At 65.3% G+C, this 15,664-nt stretch carries 15 protein-coding genes; 6 read left to right on the forward strand and 9 right to left on the reverse strand.

All coding sequences use genetic code 11. The annotated features are described in order from the left end of the window. Positions 1-63: 63 nt before the first annotated feature. From ACAM55_RS19440 to ACAM55_RS19450, 3 genes are read right to left on the reverse strand one after another with little or no spacing between them, the layout of a single operon-like run. Entirely contained in the window at positions 64-243 is a 180-nt protein-coding gene (locus ACAM55_RS19440; protein WP_369653109.1) for a hypothetical protein, read from the reverse strand. Beyond that, entirely contained in the window at positions 240-1,424 is a 1,185-nt protein-coding gene (locus ACAM55_RS19445; RefSeq protein ID WP_369653110.1) for a PepSY-associated TM helix domain-containing protein, read from the reverse strand. Before ACAM55_RS19445 ends, ACAM55_RS19440 begins: the two co-directional genes overlap by 4 nt. Before the next feature lie 30 nt (positions 1,425-1,454). Further along, positions 1,455-3,557: a TonB-dependent siderophore receptor gene (locus ACAM55_RS19450; protein ID WP_369653111.1), complete on the reverse strand. Its 2,103-nt coding sequence runs from the start codon at positions 3,555-3,557 to the stop codon at positions 1,455-1,457. A 172-nt stretch (positions 3,558-3,729) separates the two neighbouring features. Between ACAM55_RS19450 and ACAM55_RS19455 the strand changes: the two genes are divergently transcribed. The 4 genes from ACAM55_RS19455 to ACAM55_RS19470 all read left to right on the forward strand — a co-directional run bounded on the left by ACAM55_RS19455 (position 3,730) and on the right by ACAM55_RS19470 (position 7,764). After that, entirely contained in the window at positions 3,730-5,331 is a 1,602-nt protein-coding gene (locus ACAM55_RS19455; RefSeq protein ID WP_369653112.1) for a phospholipase D family protein, read from the forward strand. 89 nt (positions 5,332-5,420) lie between these two features. After that, positions 5,421-6,143, forward strand: a complete 723-nt coding sequence (locus ACAM55_RS19460; RefSeq protein WP_369653113.1) for a hypothetical protein — start codon at positions 5,421-5,423, stop codon at positions 6,141-6,143. Between the two features lie 20 nt (positions 6,144-6,163). After that, complete coding sequence (locus tag ACAM55_RS19465; RefSeq protein ID WP_369653114.1) at positions 6,164-7,036, forward strand: fatty acid desaturase; 873 nt, start codon at positions 6,164-6,166, stop codon at positions 7,034-7,036. Then, complete coding sequence (locus ACAM55_RS19470) at positions 7,033-7,764, forward strand: metal-dependent hydrolase (protein WP_369653115.1); 732 nt, start codon at positions 7,033-7,035, stop codon at positions 7,762-7,764. Before ACAM55_RS19465 ends, ACAM55_RS19470 begins: the two co-directional genes overlap by 4 nt. 960 nt (positions 7,765-8,724) lie before the next feature. Here ACAM55_RS19470 and ACAM55_RS19475 read toward each other — a convergent pair. The 3 genes from ACAM55_RS19475 to ACAM55_RS19485 form a co-directional block, all read right to left on the reverse strand. Continuing rightward, positions 8,725-9,096, reverse strand: a complete 372-nt coding sequence (locus ACAM55_RS19475; RefSeq protein WP_369653116.1) for a response regulator — start codon at positions 9,094-9,096, stop codon at positions 8,725-8,727. Between the two features lie 105 nt (positions 9,097-9,201). Next, on the reverse strand, positions 9,202-9,507 hold the full coding sequence (locus ACAM55_RS19480; protein WP_369653117.1) for a hypothetical protein: 306 nt from the start codon (positions 9,505-9,507) through the stop codon (positions 9,202-9,204). Between the two features lie 70 nt (positions 9,508-9,577). Further along, complete coding sequence (locus tag ACAM55_RS19485) at positions 9,578-9,736, reverse strand: DUF3309 family protein (RefSeq protein ID WP_369653118.1); 159 nt, start codon at positions 9,734-9,736, stop codon at positions 9,578-9,580. 447 nt (positions 9,737-10,183) lie between these two features. Between ACAM55_RS19485 and ACAM55_RS19490 the strand changes: the two genes are divergently transcribed. Further along, positions 10,184-10,474, forward strand: a complete 291-nt coding sequence (locus ACAM55_RS19490) for a co-chaperone GroES (protein WP_021005834.1) — start codon at positions 10,184-10,186, stop codon at positions 10,472-10,474. 29 nt (positions 10,475-10,503) lie between these two features. Further along, on the forward strand, positions 10,504-12,156 hold the full coding sequence (groL, locus tag ACAM55_RS19495) for a chaperonin GroEL (RefSeq protein WP_369653119.1): 1,653 nt from the start codon (positions 10,504-10,506) through the stop codon (positions 12,154-12,156). Positions 12,157-12,224: 68 nt separating this feature from the next. On the opposite strand, the gene xylB is transcribed toward groL, so the two are convergent. The 3 genes from xylB to ACAM55_RS19510 are packed head-to-tail and all read right to left on the reverse strand — an operon-like array spanning position 12,225 to position 15,664. Next, positions 12,225-13,700: a xylulokinase gene (xylB, locus tag ACAM55_RS19500; RefSeq protein ID WP_369653120.1), complete on the reverse strand. Its 1,476-nt coding sequence runs from the start codon at positions 13,698-13,700 to the stop codon at positions 12,225-12,227. A gap of 44 nt (positions 13,701-13,744) precedes the next feature. Next, complete coding sequence (locus ACAM55_RS19505; protein WP_369653121.1) at positions 13,745-14,683, reverse strand: AraC family transcriptional regulator; 939 nt, start codon at positions 14,681-14,683, stop codon at positions 13,745-13,747. Positions 14,684-14,695: 12 nt separating this feature from the next. Next, on the reverse strand, positions 14,696-15,664 hold the full coding sequence (locus ACAM55_RS19510) for a carbohydrate kinase (RefSeq protein ID WP_369653122.1): 969 nt from the start codon (positions 15,662-15,664) through the stop codon (positions 14,696-14,698).

Here is a 15,664-nt window from a genome sequence, read left to right on the forward strand (position 1 = left end):
CTCTCCGCCTTTCTCCAAAGCAAATGCCGGCCTCGAGCCGGCATTTTTGCTTCTGGGCGCGGCTCAGTTCCTGCGCCAGCCGTACCAGGCGCACACGACGACGGGTATGCCCAGCGCGAACCAGGCCAGCACGTCGCCCAACCCGCCGTCGCTGAACAGCGCGGAAACCAGGCCGACGGCGGTCAGCACGCCCAGCACGATCGGCCAGCCCCACATGCGCCGGAACGCGTGCCGTTGCTTCATGCCTGCACCTTCATGGCAGGGGCCGGATCGGGCTGCTGCCCGCCATGCTGTTGCGGCGCGCGCCCGGCGGCCGTCGGCGCCGGCACGGTGTTGCCGCGCTTGAGCCACAGGTACAGCCCGCTGCCCAGCACGATGATGGTCGCGATGTCGAGCAGCGCCCAGATGATCTGCATCGGCATGCCGCCGTAGTCGCCGAAGTGCAACGGCTGCGACACGAGCAGCGCCGTCAGGTACCAGGGCATCTTCGGCGAAGCGGTCACCTGCGCAGTCTTGGCATCGACCAGCACCGGTTGCAGCAGCTTCGAAGTGAAGGGCTCATTGCCGCGCATGAAGAAGGTGGTGTGGTGCGGGCTCGAGAACGAAGTGCCTGGGAACGCGATGAAGGACAGCTTCATGTCGGGCGCCTGCTGGAGGGCGACTTCCATGGAGCGCTGCACCGATGCGCGCTGGACCACGGGCACGGTCGGTTCGTTCTTGTAGGGAGCCAGCAGCGTGCTGAGCTGGTCGTACTGCCAGTACTTGATGATCAGGTCGGCCCAGGTGTTGATCATGCCGGTGGAGCCCACCACGAACAGCCACACCAGCGTGACGATGCCCAGCAGGTTGTGCAGGTCGAGCCACTTGAGGCGCGGCCGCTTCTCGCGCCGCACGGTGCCGAAGTCCAGCTTGCGCATGAACGGCGTATAGAGCACGACGCCGGAGACGATGGCCACCAGCAGCAGCAAGCCCATGAAGCCCAGGAAGAGCTTGCCTGCGAGCCCGGCGAACAGGTCGATGTGCAGCTTGAACATCACATACATGAAGCCCTCGTCGAATTTCGGCTGCGCAAGCACGGCGCCGGTGCGCGCGTCGACGGCCACCGTCTTGAAGTCTTCGGTGGGCTCAGGCGTGGGCGTGAGCGTGACGAGCCATAGGCCGTCGTCGTCCTCAGGCTGGGAGACGAACTGCACCACGCGGTCGGGGTGCTTGGAGCGCGCGGTTTCGAGCACGCGGTCCAGGCTCACGCGCGGCGTGCTCGCGGGCATCTTGGGCGCCTCGACCTCGGTGCCCAGCAGGTGCCCGATCTCGTGATGAAAGATCAGCGGCAAACCCGTGATGCACAGCAGCAGCATGAACACGGTGCACACGAGGCTGCTCCACTTGTGCACCCAGGCCCAGGTCTTGATCTTTCGGCTGTTCATGTCGTCGCTGCCCCCGTCGAAAGTGAAAAATTAAAAGCGATAGGTTGCGCTGGCCACAACGTTGCGGCGCGCGCCGTACCAGCAGTCACCGCGCGAAAGACAGGTGCTCACGTACACCTTGTCCGTCACGTTGTTGATGTTGAGCGCATAGCGCCAGCGCTCGGTTTCATAGGCAAACACGAGGTCGGCCAGTGCAACGCCCGGCACGCGCGGGCCGACACCAAATTGCAGGTCGCGGAACGAACTCATCAGGCGCACACCGGCGCCCGCCGAGAAGCCGCTGACGCCGCCGATCGAGAAGCGGTACTTGGCCCAGACGCTGGCCTGGTGCTTGGGCAGGCCTTCGATCTGTTCGTCGGCGTCCGTGTAGTTGTAGTGCGCGACCAGATCGAGGTTCGGTCCGATCGAGCCCTTGGCTTCGAGTTCGACGCCCTGCGTCCTGGTCTTGCCGGCCTGCGCGTACACGTTCGGCGACGGCGAGGTGATCTGGTTCTTCTCGCGCAGGTCGTACACGGCCGCGCTGAACGCCAGTGCACGTTCCTTCGGCTCGTACTTGATGCCGGCTTCCCATTGCTCGCCGCGCAGGGGCGTGAAGATCCGTCCGTTGATCGGCGACTGCGGCGTGAACGATTCGCTGTAGCTCAGGTACGGCGACCAGCCCGAGGGCGATGCGTACATCACGCCGAAGCGCTTGGTCGTTGCGCTGCTTTCCTCGGCGTCGCTGCCCGCGGCACTCGACACGGCCTTGTCGTGGCGCAGGCCCGCCACGAAGATCCAGTTGTCGAGCTTGATCTGGTCCTGCAGGTAGAAGCCGTTCTGGCGCTGGCGGGTGCGCGGCATGGCCGTGCGCTCGGGCACATCGACGTGGCCGTAGACAGGCGCGTACACATCGATGGTGTCGAACGTCGTTCCGCCCCAGACGTTCTCGCGCTGGCGCGCAAAGTCTGCGCCCACGAGCAGCGTGTGCTTGAGCGCACCGGTCTGGAAATGCCCTTCGACGTGGTTGTCGAGCGTCTGCGTGCGGTTGCGCGTCAGGTAGCTGTCGTAGTAGCGGCCGAGCACGCGCTTGAAGATCGGATCGGTTGCATCCCAGCTCTCGGCCCCGCTGAACGCCGCGCCATAGTGGTAGCGGTTGTCGTTTTCGTTCTGCGCATAGCGGAAGTTCTGGCGCAGGGTCCAGCTGTCGTTGAACTTGTGCTCGAACTGCCAGCCGAAGGTCTTGCGCTCGCTGTCGTAGTAGTCGAAGCCCGGCTCGCCGATGAAGCGGCTGGTGGGCACGCGACCGTTCGGGTTCGGCAACAACGTGCCCTCCCACGGCAGGAACTGCGAACTGCTGCCGCTCCTGTCCTTTTGCCACAGACCCTGCAAGGTGAGCGAGGTGGCCGCATTCGGCCGCCACGTCAGCGACGGCGCGATGACGCTGCGGTCGTCGGGCACGTGGTCGACCTGGGTGTCCGACTTGCGTTGCAAGGCGATCAGCCGGTACGACAGGGAGCCGTCGGCGTTCAGCGGACCCGTCAGGTCAGCCTGGATCTGCTTGCGCCCGAAGCTGCCGAACTGCACGCCCACTTCGCGCTGCGTTTCCTGCAGCGGCCGCTTGCTCACCATGTTGACCACGCCCGCGGCCGTGCCCGCCCCGAAGAGCATGCCCGAGGGGCCGCGCAGCACTTCGAGCCGCTCCAGCGTGTAGGGCTCGGTGCGCGTGGTGCTGGTGTAGTAGCCGTAAGCTTGGCGCAGTCCGTCGAGGTAGACGTCGGGCGAGGCGCCCCGCACGCGCACGGAGTCGGTCCGCGAATCGAGGCCATAGGCATCGGAGCGCACGCCAGCGGCGTAGTTGAGCGCGTCCTGCAGGTTGTAGGCGCCCTGGTCGACCATCTGGTCACGCGTGACCACGGTGACCGATTGGGGGGTTTCAGCCAGCGGCGTGTCCGTCTTGGTCGCGGTCGCGGCATTCCGGGCGCGGTAGCCGATCACCGGCGACGTCGCGGTTTCGGCCTCGGCATTCGCATCGACCTTCACTTCCGGCAAGGCGCCGGGCGCCGTGGTCTGGGCCAGAACCTGGTGATGCACATGGATTGCCATGCAACCTGCCAGCACCGTTGCGACCCTGCGCCCCGCCACGAATCCCTTCATTCCTTCTCCACTCCGAAATATTATTAAGAACGATTCGCATTCTAATAGTTATAAAGTCTCATTTGTTTCGATTTCCCCGGATCGGCGAGGGGCGTTCGGGCCTTGGCGGGCGCCGGAGTACAACCCAAAGCGGCTACGATCCGGCCGCACGTTTTGTGCGTCGGCAGGCCCCATGCTCAAGCTCATTGCCTCTTCGTTTCCCGCGTTGCGCGGCCTGGCGCTTCGGCTGGTGGTTCCTGGACTTGCGCTGGTTCTCGCAGGTTGTGCCGGCCTTCCTCCGCGCGCGGCCGAGCCGCCGACGCTATCGATTGCAGCCTCGCCCACCACCATGCTTGGCCGCGCGGCGGCCAGCCTTGATGCCGCGAGCGACGGGTTGTCCAGCATCCGGCCACTGGTCGAGGCATCTTTTGCGCTCGATGCCCGCATCGAGCTGATGCGGCGGGCACAGACCTCGCTCGACGTTCAGACCTACCAGCTCGGCAACGACAAGACCGGCCGGCTGCTGCTGCGCGAACTGCGCGACGCCGCCCGGCGCGGCGTGCGGGTGCGGCTGCTGCTCGACGATTTCTATACCGCCGGCATGGACCGCCTGCTGCTCGGCCTTGCCGCGGAGCCCAATGCCGAGGTCCGGCTGTTCAACCCTTTCGTGAACGCCCGCGACCACTCGGTCACGCGGTGGCTGGAGTTCTTCGGCGATTTCCGCCGCCTCAACCATCGCATGCACAACAAGCTCTTCGTGGCCGACGGTGCCATGGCGATTGCCGGCGGCCGCAACCTGGCCGACGAGTATTTCTTGCGCAGCGAGGGCGCGAACTTCATCGATTTCGAACTGCTCATGGCCGGGCCCGTGGTGCCGGAAGCGGCTCGCATCTTCGACACCTACTGGAACAGCGACGTGGTCTACCCGCTGCAGCGGATCGCCGGCGCCAGCGGCGGTGCGGAAGCGCTGAAGTCCGAATTCGAAGCCGCCACCTCGCCGGCCCACGCCCCGCCGCCCGCCCCTCCCTCCAGCACCGACCTGATGGGTGACCCGCCACTCGGCGCGCAGCTGGCCGACTTCGGCCGGGTGAAATGGATGCGTGCCGACGCCCATGCCGCGGCCGACAGCCCCTACAAGGCACTGGGCACCCTCGCGTCCCCGGCCGAATCCCTTGCGGCGCGCTTTCATGAAATGACGGCCACCGCGCGCTCGGACGTGGTGGTGGTCTCGCCCTATTTCATTCCGGGCGAAGAGGGCATGGCGCGCATCCGGGAGGGCCGCGCGCGCGGCGTGCGCATCAGCGTCATCACCAATTCGCTGGCCGACAGCGACGAGCCGCTGGTCAACATCAACTACAACCGCTATCGCGTCGACATGCTGAAGCTGGGCGTGAACCTGTACGAGGTCAGCACCGAGCAGCTCAAGCGCAATCGCCAGATCCGAACCCTGCTCAAGAAAGCCCGCGGCCGCCTGCATGCCAAGCTGGCGCTGGTCGACCGCGAATGGGTGCTGCTCGGCTCCATGAACCTGGATCCCCGCTCTGCCCGGCTGAACACCGAGTTCGGGGTTCGCGTGCGCAGCTTCGAGCTGGCCCAGGCGCTGCTGTACGCCTACCAACTGGACAACATCGAGGGCGTCTACCGCGTGGTGCTCATGCCCGACGGCAAGAACGTGCAATGGATCGGCACCGGCGACGTGGACAACGAGGTGCTGGACAGCGAACCCGACTCCAGCCTGCTCACGCGGCTGCAGCTGCTGCTGTTCTCCTGGTTCGTGCCGACGGACCAGTTGTGACTGTCGATTGTCACAAGGCGGTCACCGCGACGTAACCTGACACAAGCGTAATCAGCATCCCGATCCGGAACCTGCTCTTTCACGCCACAGTGTCAACGTCCTCTTCCGTCTCCCTGTCGCACTCGCCGTTCCCTCTTCTCACACATGCCCGGTTCCTGACCTGCCGCGACCTGCCGGCCCTGCTCGCGCTCGAAGGCGAAAAGTGGGACGCCATCCAGGCAGCATCGTCGGAGGATCTCTTGCAGCGCCTCGAGGACTATCCGAACCTTTCGGTAGGCGCGTTCTGCACGAACTCGGGCACGCTGCTCGCATCGCTGTTCATGCGTCCTGTCCACGCGGATTTCTGGTGTCATGCCGCGTCGTGGGTCGACTGTGTCGACTCGCCCCGGCCCGGGCGCAGCCATTCGCTGTTCGGCATCAGCCTCAGCAGCAGCCACCCAAGCGGCGTCGAGGCACTGCTCGAGTTCTTCTGGCCCCACGCGCTCAAGAGCGGCTGGCGCCACATCTACCTCGGCTCGCCGATCCCCGGCTTCGAAGGCTGGCTCCAACGCCATCGCGATCGGTCGGTGCAAGACTACATCGCGCTGCAACGCGCCGGCATACCGGTTGATCCGCAACTGCGTTACTACCATGGCCGCGGCTTCAAGGACATCGTCTGCGTGAAGCGCGATTACTTCCCTCACGCACGCTCGCTCGACCACGGCGTGATCCTGCGCGGCACCGTGCCGCTGTCGCTGTTCAAGCCCGTCTGGAAGATGATGCCGCTGACGTCTGCGCAGCGCGTCACCCGCCATCTGGTGACGATGCTGTGAGCTCGAGCCGCACGACAGTGATGGCCCCGGCGACGGGCCTGCGACTCGCCTGCGACCTGGCTGGCGGGCTGTTCCTGCTCGCCGTCGTCGTCAACACCACCTTGCTGGCGACGATCCGATCGGTGTGGATCGACGTGCCACTGGCCATCATGCAGGCCTTGCTTCTGCTTGGCTGCCAGGAGGTCAAGCACCTTGCAGCGCATCGAAGCTTCCTGAGCCACCGGGGCTTGAACGACCTGGCCGGCCATGCCTGTGCGTCCTTGATCGGCGAGAACTTCACCGCATTCCGCTACTTCCACTTCAAGCACCACCTCGCGACCTGCAACGACGACGACCCGGAAGGCAGCTTGTACGCGCTGAGCTGGCGCACGCGCTGGATCTGGGCGCTGGCTCCGCTGGAGGTATTCTGGGTCGCGTTCCATCTCAACCGCGTGGGCGGCGGCCTTGTGCCGGCGGACCGTCGAGCGGCGCATCGCCTGTCGACGGTCTCGTGGCTGCTGTGCGCGACCGCGCTCGCGCTGGCCTGCTGGCTCGCGCCGCACGCGTTCTTCTGGGCCTATGCGGTCCCGCTGTGCATCTCGGGATGGATCGACTTTCCGCTGACCCAGGCCGAGCATTACGGCACCGCAGTGGCGCCGGCCGGCACGCGGCGCGCTGCGGGCGAACTGGCTCATGACGTCACGCTCCCGTTCGGACTGGGATGGATCATGCTGCATCGGTCGCTGCACCGCATGCATCATCGCCAGCCGAGCGCGGCGTGGATCGCCGCCCCGGACCGCCTGCGTGAAGACCCATCCGCCGTGCCAGTCGCCTATGCAGATTTCGCCCGGCGCTGGCTGCGCGAAGGGCCACGCCTGTGGTTGCCCCCCAGCGGCGAAAAGGCCGACTCATGACCGCGCCCCTCTCCGGCGAGGCAGTCGTCTGGAACCGCACGATCCCGCGCAGTCGCCTGTTCGATGCGCTGTCGCTGATCTTGCCAACCGGTGAATCCTTCGTCATCGCGACGATCGAGGAATGGCAGCGCGTCGCTGGCAGCTCCGCCAGCAGCGCGTTACGTGCCGAGGTCAGCCGGTTGATCCGGGAAGAGCGTGCGCATCAGCGCGCGCATGATCGCTACAACGCTGCGCTGATCAAAGCCACGCCTGGTGCGGCGCCCGCAGCCGAGCGCGCGAGGCGCGTCACCGACGAGATTGCAAAGTGCAGCTTGACGATGCGATTGGCGCTGGTCGTGGCCTTCGAGCACCTGACGATCGTGCTGTCGCGCGAAATCCTGGCGCATCCCGACCTGCTGCCGGACGATGACTCCGCTCACTCCCGCATGTGGCGTTGGCACGCGCGCGAGGAAATCGCGCACGGCCACGTCGCGGCCGACGTGGCGGCGCACCATGGGATCGGACGCGCGCGCACCGTACTCGCACTCGCCTTGGCTGCGACCTTTCTCTCGCTCGACGTGCTGCGCTGCTGGTGGGCGCTGTGCCGCTGCGACTTGAACTCAGGCTTTCCCGGCTGGCGCCTCGCGCGCGACACTGGCGCCTTCCTCGTGCAGGGCCTGCCGTCGTTCGGGCGAATGACGGCGGGTGTGCTTGGCTTTCTCGCGTGGCGACCGAAAGCTTTTCGCTGAATAGGCGCGGTATCGTACAGACATCGACGGCGGCCACCGCTACTGTGGCGTCATGTCCGATAGGTCCGAACCATGTCACTTTCCTTGTTTGCTGCCGAGGCTCTCGTCCTTGACTATCTGAATGGACGCGTCCTGCCAAGCGCACTGCACCGCGCTGTCGTGCTTGCAGCCGAGACAAGGCTGATGAACGGCCTGATGCCGGTACTGGACGAAACTCTCTGCACCGAGATGGAAGACCATGCCACTGCACCGCCGCCCTGGTCTTCCGAATCCGTCCTGAGAGCCACTCAGGAACGCCTGAGAATGCTCCGCTCGCTATCGGGAACCACGGGGACGCTTCCCTCAGCGTGAGCGTCCGTCCGGGGGGTGTTCAAAGCGGACCCGCCGACGGAGGCCGGCCCCCGCCACCATGCGCGCAATTCATGTCCCGATGCGGCTTCCCGGCAAGCGCTTGGCGGTCGACCCGCCGAACACCTGCGGCTACGCAGCGTGATGCCTTCTTTCAAAAACAAGGGAGTGCAATGGCTGATCGGACTGCCTTACCAACGCTTCCACCAGGGCCGAGCAGAGTCCCAAATAGCGAGAGGGCGAGTGTCCAGTTCGTGACTCATGGCAGGAGTACTGCCGCGAAGCCGCCGGACTTCCACTTCGAGCGCGTGGGCGATGCCTCGGGCATCTCGATCGCCACGGAGTGCTCGTCGGCGCCATTCGGCAGCCTGGGCCGCCAATCCATGTTGATCTGAGTCTTCCAGTTCCATGATGGAGGGGATTTTTCATTGCCTACGGCAGCTGGCTGTAGGCGGACGGAGTGCGACCTTGTACGAAGGGATACAAATAACCATCCGCGCCTGGGGCACTACGCCCATGGGAATGCCCCTCTCACCTTGGGATGGCATGTGGGGGTCTATCGTCCTCCAGCAAAAGTTGTCGCGCGGGATCCGGGTGGCGTCCACGCGCCAGTCAATGCTGGGCAGCACAATAGGCGAGGAACTCGTTGACCTCTGCTGCCTTGTCGAAGACCGCATCGGCACCCAGACGAATGCACTCCGCACGGTTGTCTGGAGAAGCCGCATTGGTCAGCGCCACCACGATCCCTCTCTTCCTGCCGAGCGCTGAAAGGGCGGCCAACACGCCGAGTCCTGTTCCCTGTTTCAGCAACAGATCCACGACGAGGAGCTGCCATGCCTCTTCATTCGCCTGGAGCCAGGCCACAGCTTCGGCCTCGGAGAGCGCAGTCCCTACGACCTCTGCCTGCAAGTAGCCCTCGAGCACAACCTTGAGGCTGTCTTGGATCAGTGGCTCGTCTTCCACAATAAAAACGGCAAGCGTCATTCTGGGGAGCCTCCTGCGGATATCGGCATCGAATGCGGGGCGCATTGCCAACGCTTTGTAGAAGGTCGTGCTTTGGAGACAGCCCTGTTGTAGGTGGACAGCGCGTCAGCTTGTTGGCGCAGCAGCCAAGCCCGTCCCGTATCGTGCGTCCGACGCCGCCAGATCCGCAGAGCATGGCATCGAGTTCAACAGGGAACAAGCACGCATCTTCAAGGCCGCTTCACCCCTGGCCGTCACCCGCATCACCGTGGCGTGACCGGAGTAGGTTGTTCGCCCCAGGTAGTGCATGAACGGCGGAAGATCTGCCTCTATCAGCCTTGCAGCGCGCAGCAAGTCACACTTCTCGATGTCCTCATGCGCGTCAACCGTCATGGGCATCTCTGCGGTGCAAAGCCGCTCGAGCAATTGCATGGGCATTGCAGATCCTCGCGTCGATACAGGCGGACATCGCCGGTTGATGAACTCGCTTGCACCGCAGTGCCTAGAGGCGTCCCGTCAACAACAAGACGATCAGTACGAGCACGACGACGCCGAGAACTCCGCTCGGGCCGTATCCCCAGCTGCGGCTGTGCGGCCATGACGGAAATGCCCCGATCAGAACGAGGATCAGGATGATCAGAAGAATGGTGCCAATGCTCATGATTCACTCCTAGGTGCTTGCTTGATATCAAGTTACCAAGGCAGCGCATCCCAGTCTGTTCGCTATCGAACAAACCGGGAATGCGCTTGCCTGGTTGCCGCTTCCAGGCCGCTGCGATCGAGCACCGTGAGATCGCCAGGGTGGCAAGCAATCAGCCCGCTGTGCGTCCCGCCAGGCGGCCACGAACTCGGTCCGTGGCGACGAGGATTTCTTATTTTTATCCGGGTAAAATCATTCTGACGAGGAAAGCCCAATGGCGCGTGCAGTTCCGAGTCAGCTGAGAAGAACCGACAGCACCCGCCCCCCGGACCTTGAAAGTCCGCCGATTGCCCTTATGATTAGCACTCGCTGCTGATGAGTGCTAACAAGGCCTCGCTTCCAGTCGATGGGCCGCCGGCCTCAGGTCCGGCGCCCGACAACAACCCCGTTTCTTATCCAGGAGATGCAATGAAACTTCGTCCTTTGGCCGATCGCGTGATCGTCAAGCGTATTGACAGCGAAACCAAGACTGCCTCCGGCATCGTCATTCCCGACGCAGCCGCCGAAAAGCCCGATCAGGGTGAAGTCCTGGCCGTGGGCCCGGGCAAGCGCACCGACAAGGGCGACCTGACCGCACTGACCGTCAAGGTCGGCGACCGTGTCCTGTTCGGCAAGTACAGCGGCCAGACCGTCAAGGTCGACGGTGACGAATTGCTCGTCATGAAGGAAGACGACCTGTTCGCGGTCGTCGAGAAGTAATCAATCCATCCCATTCGGAGTAAATCAACATGGCAGCAAAAGACGTCGTCTTCGGCGGAGAAGCCCGCGCACGCATGGTCGAGGGTGTCAACATCCTGGCCAACGCGGTCAAGGTAACCCTGGGCCCCAAGGGCCGCAACGTGGTGCTCGAGCGCTCGTTCGGCGCCCCCACCGTCACCAAGGACGGTGTGTCGGTCGCCAAGGAAATCGAACTCAAGGACAAGCTCCAGAACATGGGCGCCCAGCTCGTGAAGGAAGTGGCCTCCAAGACTTCGGACAACGCCGGTGACGGCACCACCACCGCGACCGTGCTGGCACAAGCCATCGTTCGCGAAGGTTTCAAGCTGGTCGCGGCCGGCATGAACCCGATGGACCTGAAGCGCGGCATCGACAAGGCTGTCACGGCCCTGGTCGCCGAGCTGAAGAAGGCTTCGAAGCCCACCACCACGTCGAAGGAAATCGCTCAAGTCGGCTCGATCTCGGCCAACAGCGACGAAACCATCGGCCAGCTCATCGCTGACGCAATGGACAAGGTCGGCAAGGAAGGCGTGATCACCGTCGAAGACGGCAAGTCGCTGGACAGCGAACTCGACGTCGTCGAAGGCATGCAGTTCGACCGCGGCTACCTGTCGCCCTACTTCATCAACAACCCCGAGAAGCAATCGGCGTTGCTCGACAACCCCTTCGTGCTGCTGTTCGACAAGAAGATCAGCAACATCCGCGACCTGCTCCCCACGCTGGAACAAGTCGCCAAGGCTGGCCGTCCGCTCCTGATCATTGCCGAAGAAGTCGAAGGCGAAGCCCTGGCTACCCTGGTCGTGAACACGATCCGCGGCATCCTGAAGGTCGTGGCTGTCAAGGCACCTGGCTTCGGCGACCGCCGCAAGGCCATGCTCGAAGACATCGCCATCCTGACGGGCGGCAAGGTCATCGCTGAAGAAGTGGGCCTGACGCTCGAAAAGGTGACGCTGGCCGACCTCGGCCAAGCCAAGCGCATCGAAGTGGGCAAGGAAAACACCATCATCATCGACGGTTCGGGCGCTGCGGCCGACATCGAAGCCCGCGTGAAGCAAGTGCGCGTGCAGATCGAAGAAGCCACGAGCGACTACGACCGTGAAAAGCTGCAAGAGCGCGTGGCCAAGCTGGCCGGCGGCGTTGCAGTGATCAAGGTCGGCGCTGCCACCGAAGTCGAAATGAAGGAAAAGAAGGCTCGCGTCGAAGACGCCCTGCACGCCACCCGCGCTGCAGTGGAAGAAGGCGTGGTTGCTGGTGGCGGCGTGGCTCTGCTGCGTGCCAAGCAAGCCGTGGGCGACTCGATCAAGGGCGAAAACGCCGACCAGGACGCCGGCATCAAGCTGGTGCTCAAGGCGATCGAAGCCCCCCTGCGCGAAATCGTGAACAACGCCGGCGGCGAAGCCTCGGTGGTCGTGAACGCTGTGCTGGCCGGCAAGGGCAACTACGGCTTCAACGCTGCCAACGACACGTACGGCGACATGCTCGAACTGGGCATCCTGGACCCGACGAAGGTCACCCGTACCGCGCTGCAGAACGCAGCATCGGTGTCCTCGCTGCTGCTGACGACCGAAGCCATGGTCGCAGACGCACCGAAGGATGAAGCCGGTGCCGGCGGCGGCATGCCCGACATGGGTGGCATGGGCGGCATGGGCGGCATGGGCATGTAATGCCCGGCTGAGCTCTACTGCTCACCAAAACGAAAGGGGCCGCGCAAGCGGCCCTTTTTCATTGCGCGCTACGTTGATCGAAACTGGTCGCGCAGCGCCATGTAGAGCACCTGGAACCGCGCATGGCGCGCCTTGTGACCCTCGCCTCCTTCGGACGAAGGCGTCAACTGCTGCTTGACCGGTGGCAGCGTACATACCTCGGCCACGGTGCCACCGTCGGCCAGCCACGCAAGGCGCGCTGCGCCGAGTGCCCCACCCATCTCGCTGCCCGCGTACAGCGTGAGCGGCACCTGGAAGATGTCGGCCAGCAATTGGCCCCACCACACACTGCGCGCACCGCCGCCAACCAGCGCGACTTCGCGCAGCGGCATGTCAGCGGGCAGGCGCAAGGTGTCGAAGCCGTCGCGCAGTCCGAAGCTCACGCCTTCGACCACGGCATAGGCGATTTCCGCCGGTCCCTGCGCATGCGTCAATCCGAACAGCACGCCCTGCGCATTGGGGTTGTTGTGCGGCGAGCGCTCACCCGACAGGTACGGCAGGAACAACGGGCACAGCTCGCGTTGCGCGGGCTCGACCGACGCCGCCGCTTCGAGCAGCGCGGCCTCGTCGGTGAACTTGAACGCCTTGGCGGCCCAGCTCACCGCGCTTGCGGCCGAGAGCATCACCGACATCTGGTGCCAGCGCTTCGGCAGCGCGTGGCAAAACGCATGCATCGCCTGCGCGGGGTTCGGCAGAAAGCGGTCGGTCGAGACGAACACCACGCCCGAGGTGCCGAGCGAGACGAAGCCCTGCCCGGGTTCCACCAAGCCCATGCCGACGGCGCTGGCGGCGTTGTCGCCCGCGCCGCCCGCAATCAGCACAGTCCCGCTTCCGACGCCCCAGCGCGCAGCCAACTCGGGTTTGAGCTGCGCCGACACCTCGCTGCCCTCCACCAGCCGCGGCATGTGGTCGCGCGTGAGCCCCGTGGCCGCGAGCAGCTCGTCGGACCAGTCGCGCGCGCCGACGTCGAGCCACAGCGTGCCGGCCGCATCGGACATCTCGCTGACGGCCTCACCGCTGAGCATGAAGCGCAGCCAGTCTTTCGGCAGCAGCACGCGCGCCGTGCGGTTGAAGATTTCAGGCTCGTGCTCGCGCACCCACAGCAGCTTGGGCGCGGTGAAGCCAGGCATCGCGATGTTGCCCGCGATCTCGCCCAGGCGTGGCACGGCGCGCGTGAGCGCCTCGCACTGCGCGCCGCTGCGCCCGTCGTTCCAGAGGATGGCGGGCCGCAGCACCTCGCCCGCCGCATCGAGCAGCGTGGCGCCGTGCATCTGGCCCGACAGGCCGATGGCACGCACGGCCGACAGCGCGTGGGAGTGCGTCTCCCGCAGCTGCGCCATGACCTGCTCCAAAGCCTGCCACCACTGGCTCGGCGCCTGCTCCGACCAGAGCGGTTGCGGCCGATCGACCGTGAGCGGTGCGCGTGCCACGCCGACGATGCGGTGGTCGTCGGCGAGCAGCAGCGCCTTGAGCTCGGACGTGCCGAGGTCGAGTCCCAGGTACAAGATGGTGCTCCCTGATTGCGCCTTGAAAGCGGGGCGTCTCGACCTCAGCCGAAGCGCGTGTCGGCCTGGCGCCGGAACTCGCTCGGGGTCATGCCCTTGATTTCGAGGAAACGCCGATTGAAGTTGGCGACGTTGTTGAAGCCGACCTGATAGCAGATGTCGGTCACGTAGTGGTCGGTCTGCATCAGCAGATGACAGGCGCTGTTGATGCGCACGCGGTTGACGAAGTCGGTAAAGCTGTTGCCCGTGGAGCGCCGGAAGAAGCGGCTGAAGCGGCTCTCGCTCATGCCGAGCTCGGCCGCCACGTCGGACATCGAGATGGACTCTGCCAGGTTGGCGGTGATGCGGTTGACGATGCCGTTGATCTGGTCGACCTGCGCATCGCCATCGGCGCCGTGTGCCCCCTGCATCTGCACACTCGACAGCAGCCGGTAGTCGGTGCATTGCGCCAGGTCGGCCATGAACTCGAGGAACAGGCCGAGCCGGCGCGTGCCGCGCGCGGCCTTGATGTTGTCCCAGTGCGTTTGCGCCTGCTGCGACATGCCGAAGAACTCGATGCCGTGCCGCGCCCGTTCGAACAGCTGCATCACCTCGCGCAACTCAGGAATCTCGGCCGCCGCGCGTTCGATGGGCTCGTGGCGAAACTGGATCACCCGGTCGCGCCCCGCGGCGCCGCCTTCGGGCACATCGAGCGAGATCCAGTTGTGCGGCAGCCGTGGCCCGCAGAGCACCAGGTGCCCGGGCTGGAACGGCCCGATCCAGTCGCCGATGAAGGCCTTGCCCGAGGTCTCGGTGATCAGGTGCAGCTCGTAGTCTTCATGAAAGTGCCAGCGCACCAGCGGGCTCGGGAAGCCGTGCGCCAGACAGCGCACCAGGCCGGTTTCAGGGGCCTCGTAGCCCAGCGACGGCGAGCGCGCAATGTCGCGTTCGAGCTCAGGTTGGCGCTGACGTGGAATCGAGCGTTTGCGTGTGGACGTGGTCATGGCAGCACGGGGTCAGGACCGGGAAGCGACGGCTCCATTGTCTTCCTGCGCCAGCGCGGCGCGAACCGCTTCGAGCGTGGGTGGATCGGCCCCTTCGCGGGTGCAGTTCAGGGCGGCCGCCGTGGCGGCGAAGCGCATCACCTGGCGCCAGGCTTCATCCGCCAGCTGGCCGAGCTGGGCCGGGTGCTCGACACCGTGCGCGAGCAGCGCCACCGAAAGGCCCGCCGTGAAGGTGTCGCCCGCACCGATGGTGTCGACCACCTCGACGCGCGGCGCCGCCACGGTGAGCGGGTCGTGCCCCGTCCTCCAGAGCGTGGCGCCCGCGCCGCCGCGCGTGACGATCACCGCATGCGCGCCGGCTCGCAGGCACTGCGCCGCCAGTTCGTCGACCGGCTGGCCCGGTGCCAGCAGTTCGGCATCCTCGTCGCTGAGCTTGACCAGGTCGGCCATTGCAAACCAGTCCATGATGCGCACGCGGTACTCCGCCATGTAGGAAATCAGGCTCGGCCGCACGTTGGGGTCGAACACGATCACGCGCCGCCCCGCGTTGGCCGTGACCAGTTCGGCGATGCGCGTGGCCGCCGGCTCCTGCAGCAGCGAGATGGAACCGAAATGAAGGAAGCGGCAGTCCGCCGGCAACTGGGGCAGCGGCTCGGGCGCCCAGGTCGCGTCGGCGCTGCCGCGCGTGTAGAACGCATAGCGGTTGGTCTGCGGCGTCCGCTCGACAAAGGCCAGGGTCGAGGGCGCGTTGCTGCGCAGGATGAAGCTGGTGTCCACGCCGTTGCGCTCGAGAAAACGCATCAGCCGCTCGCCGAACAGGTCGGTCGACAGCTGGGTGAGAAAACCGGTGGGCTGGCCGAGGCGCGCGCAGGCAACGGCGGTATTGAGCGGCGAGCCGCCCTCGTGGCCCAGGAAGGCCAGCGTGCCAGCCTCGCTGGCGGTGAAATCGATCAGGGCTTCGCCCGTGAGTGCAATGCGCAT

The sequence above is a fragment of the Variovorax sp. V213 genome, from assembly GCF_041154455.1.
In the GTDB taxonomy this organism is placed as follows: Bacteria; Pseudomonadota; Gammaproteobacteria; order Burkholderiales; family Burkholderiaceae_C; genus Variovorax.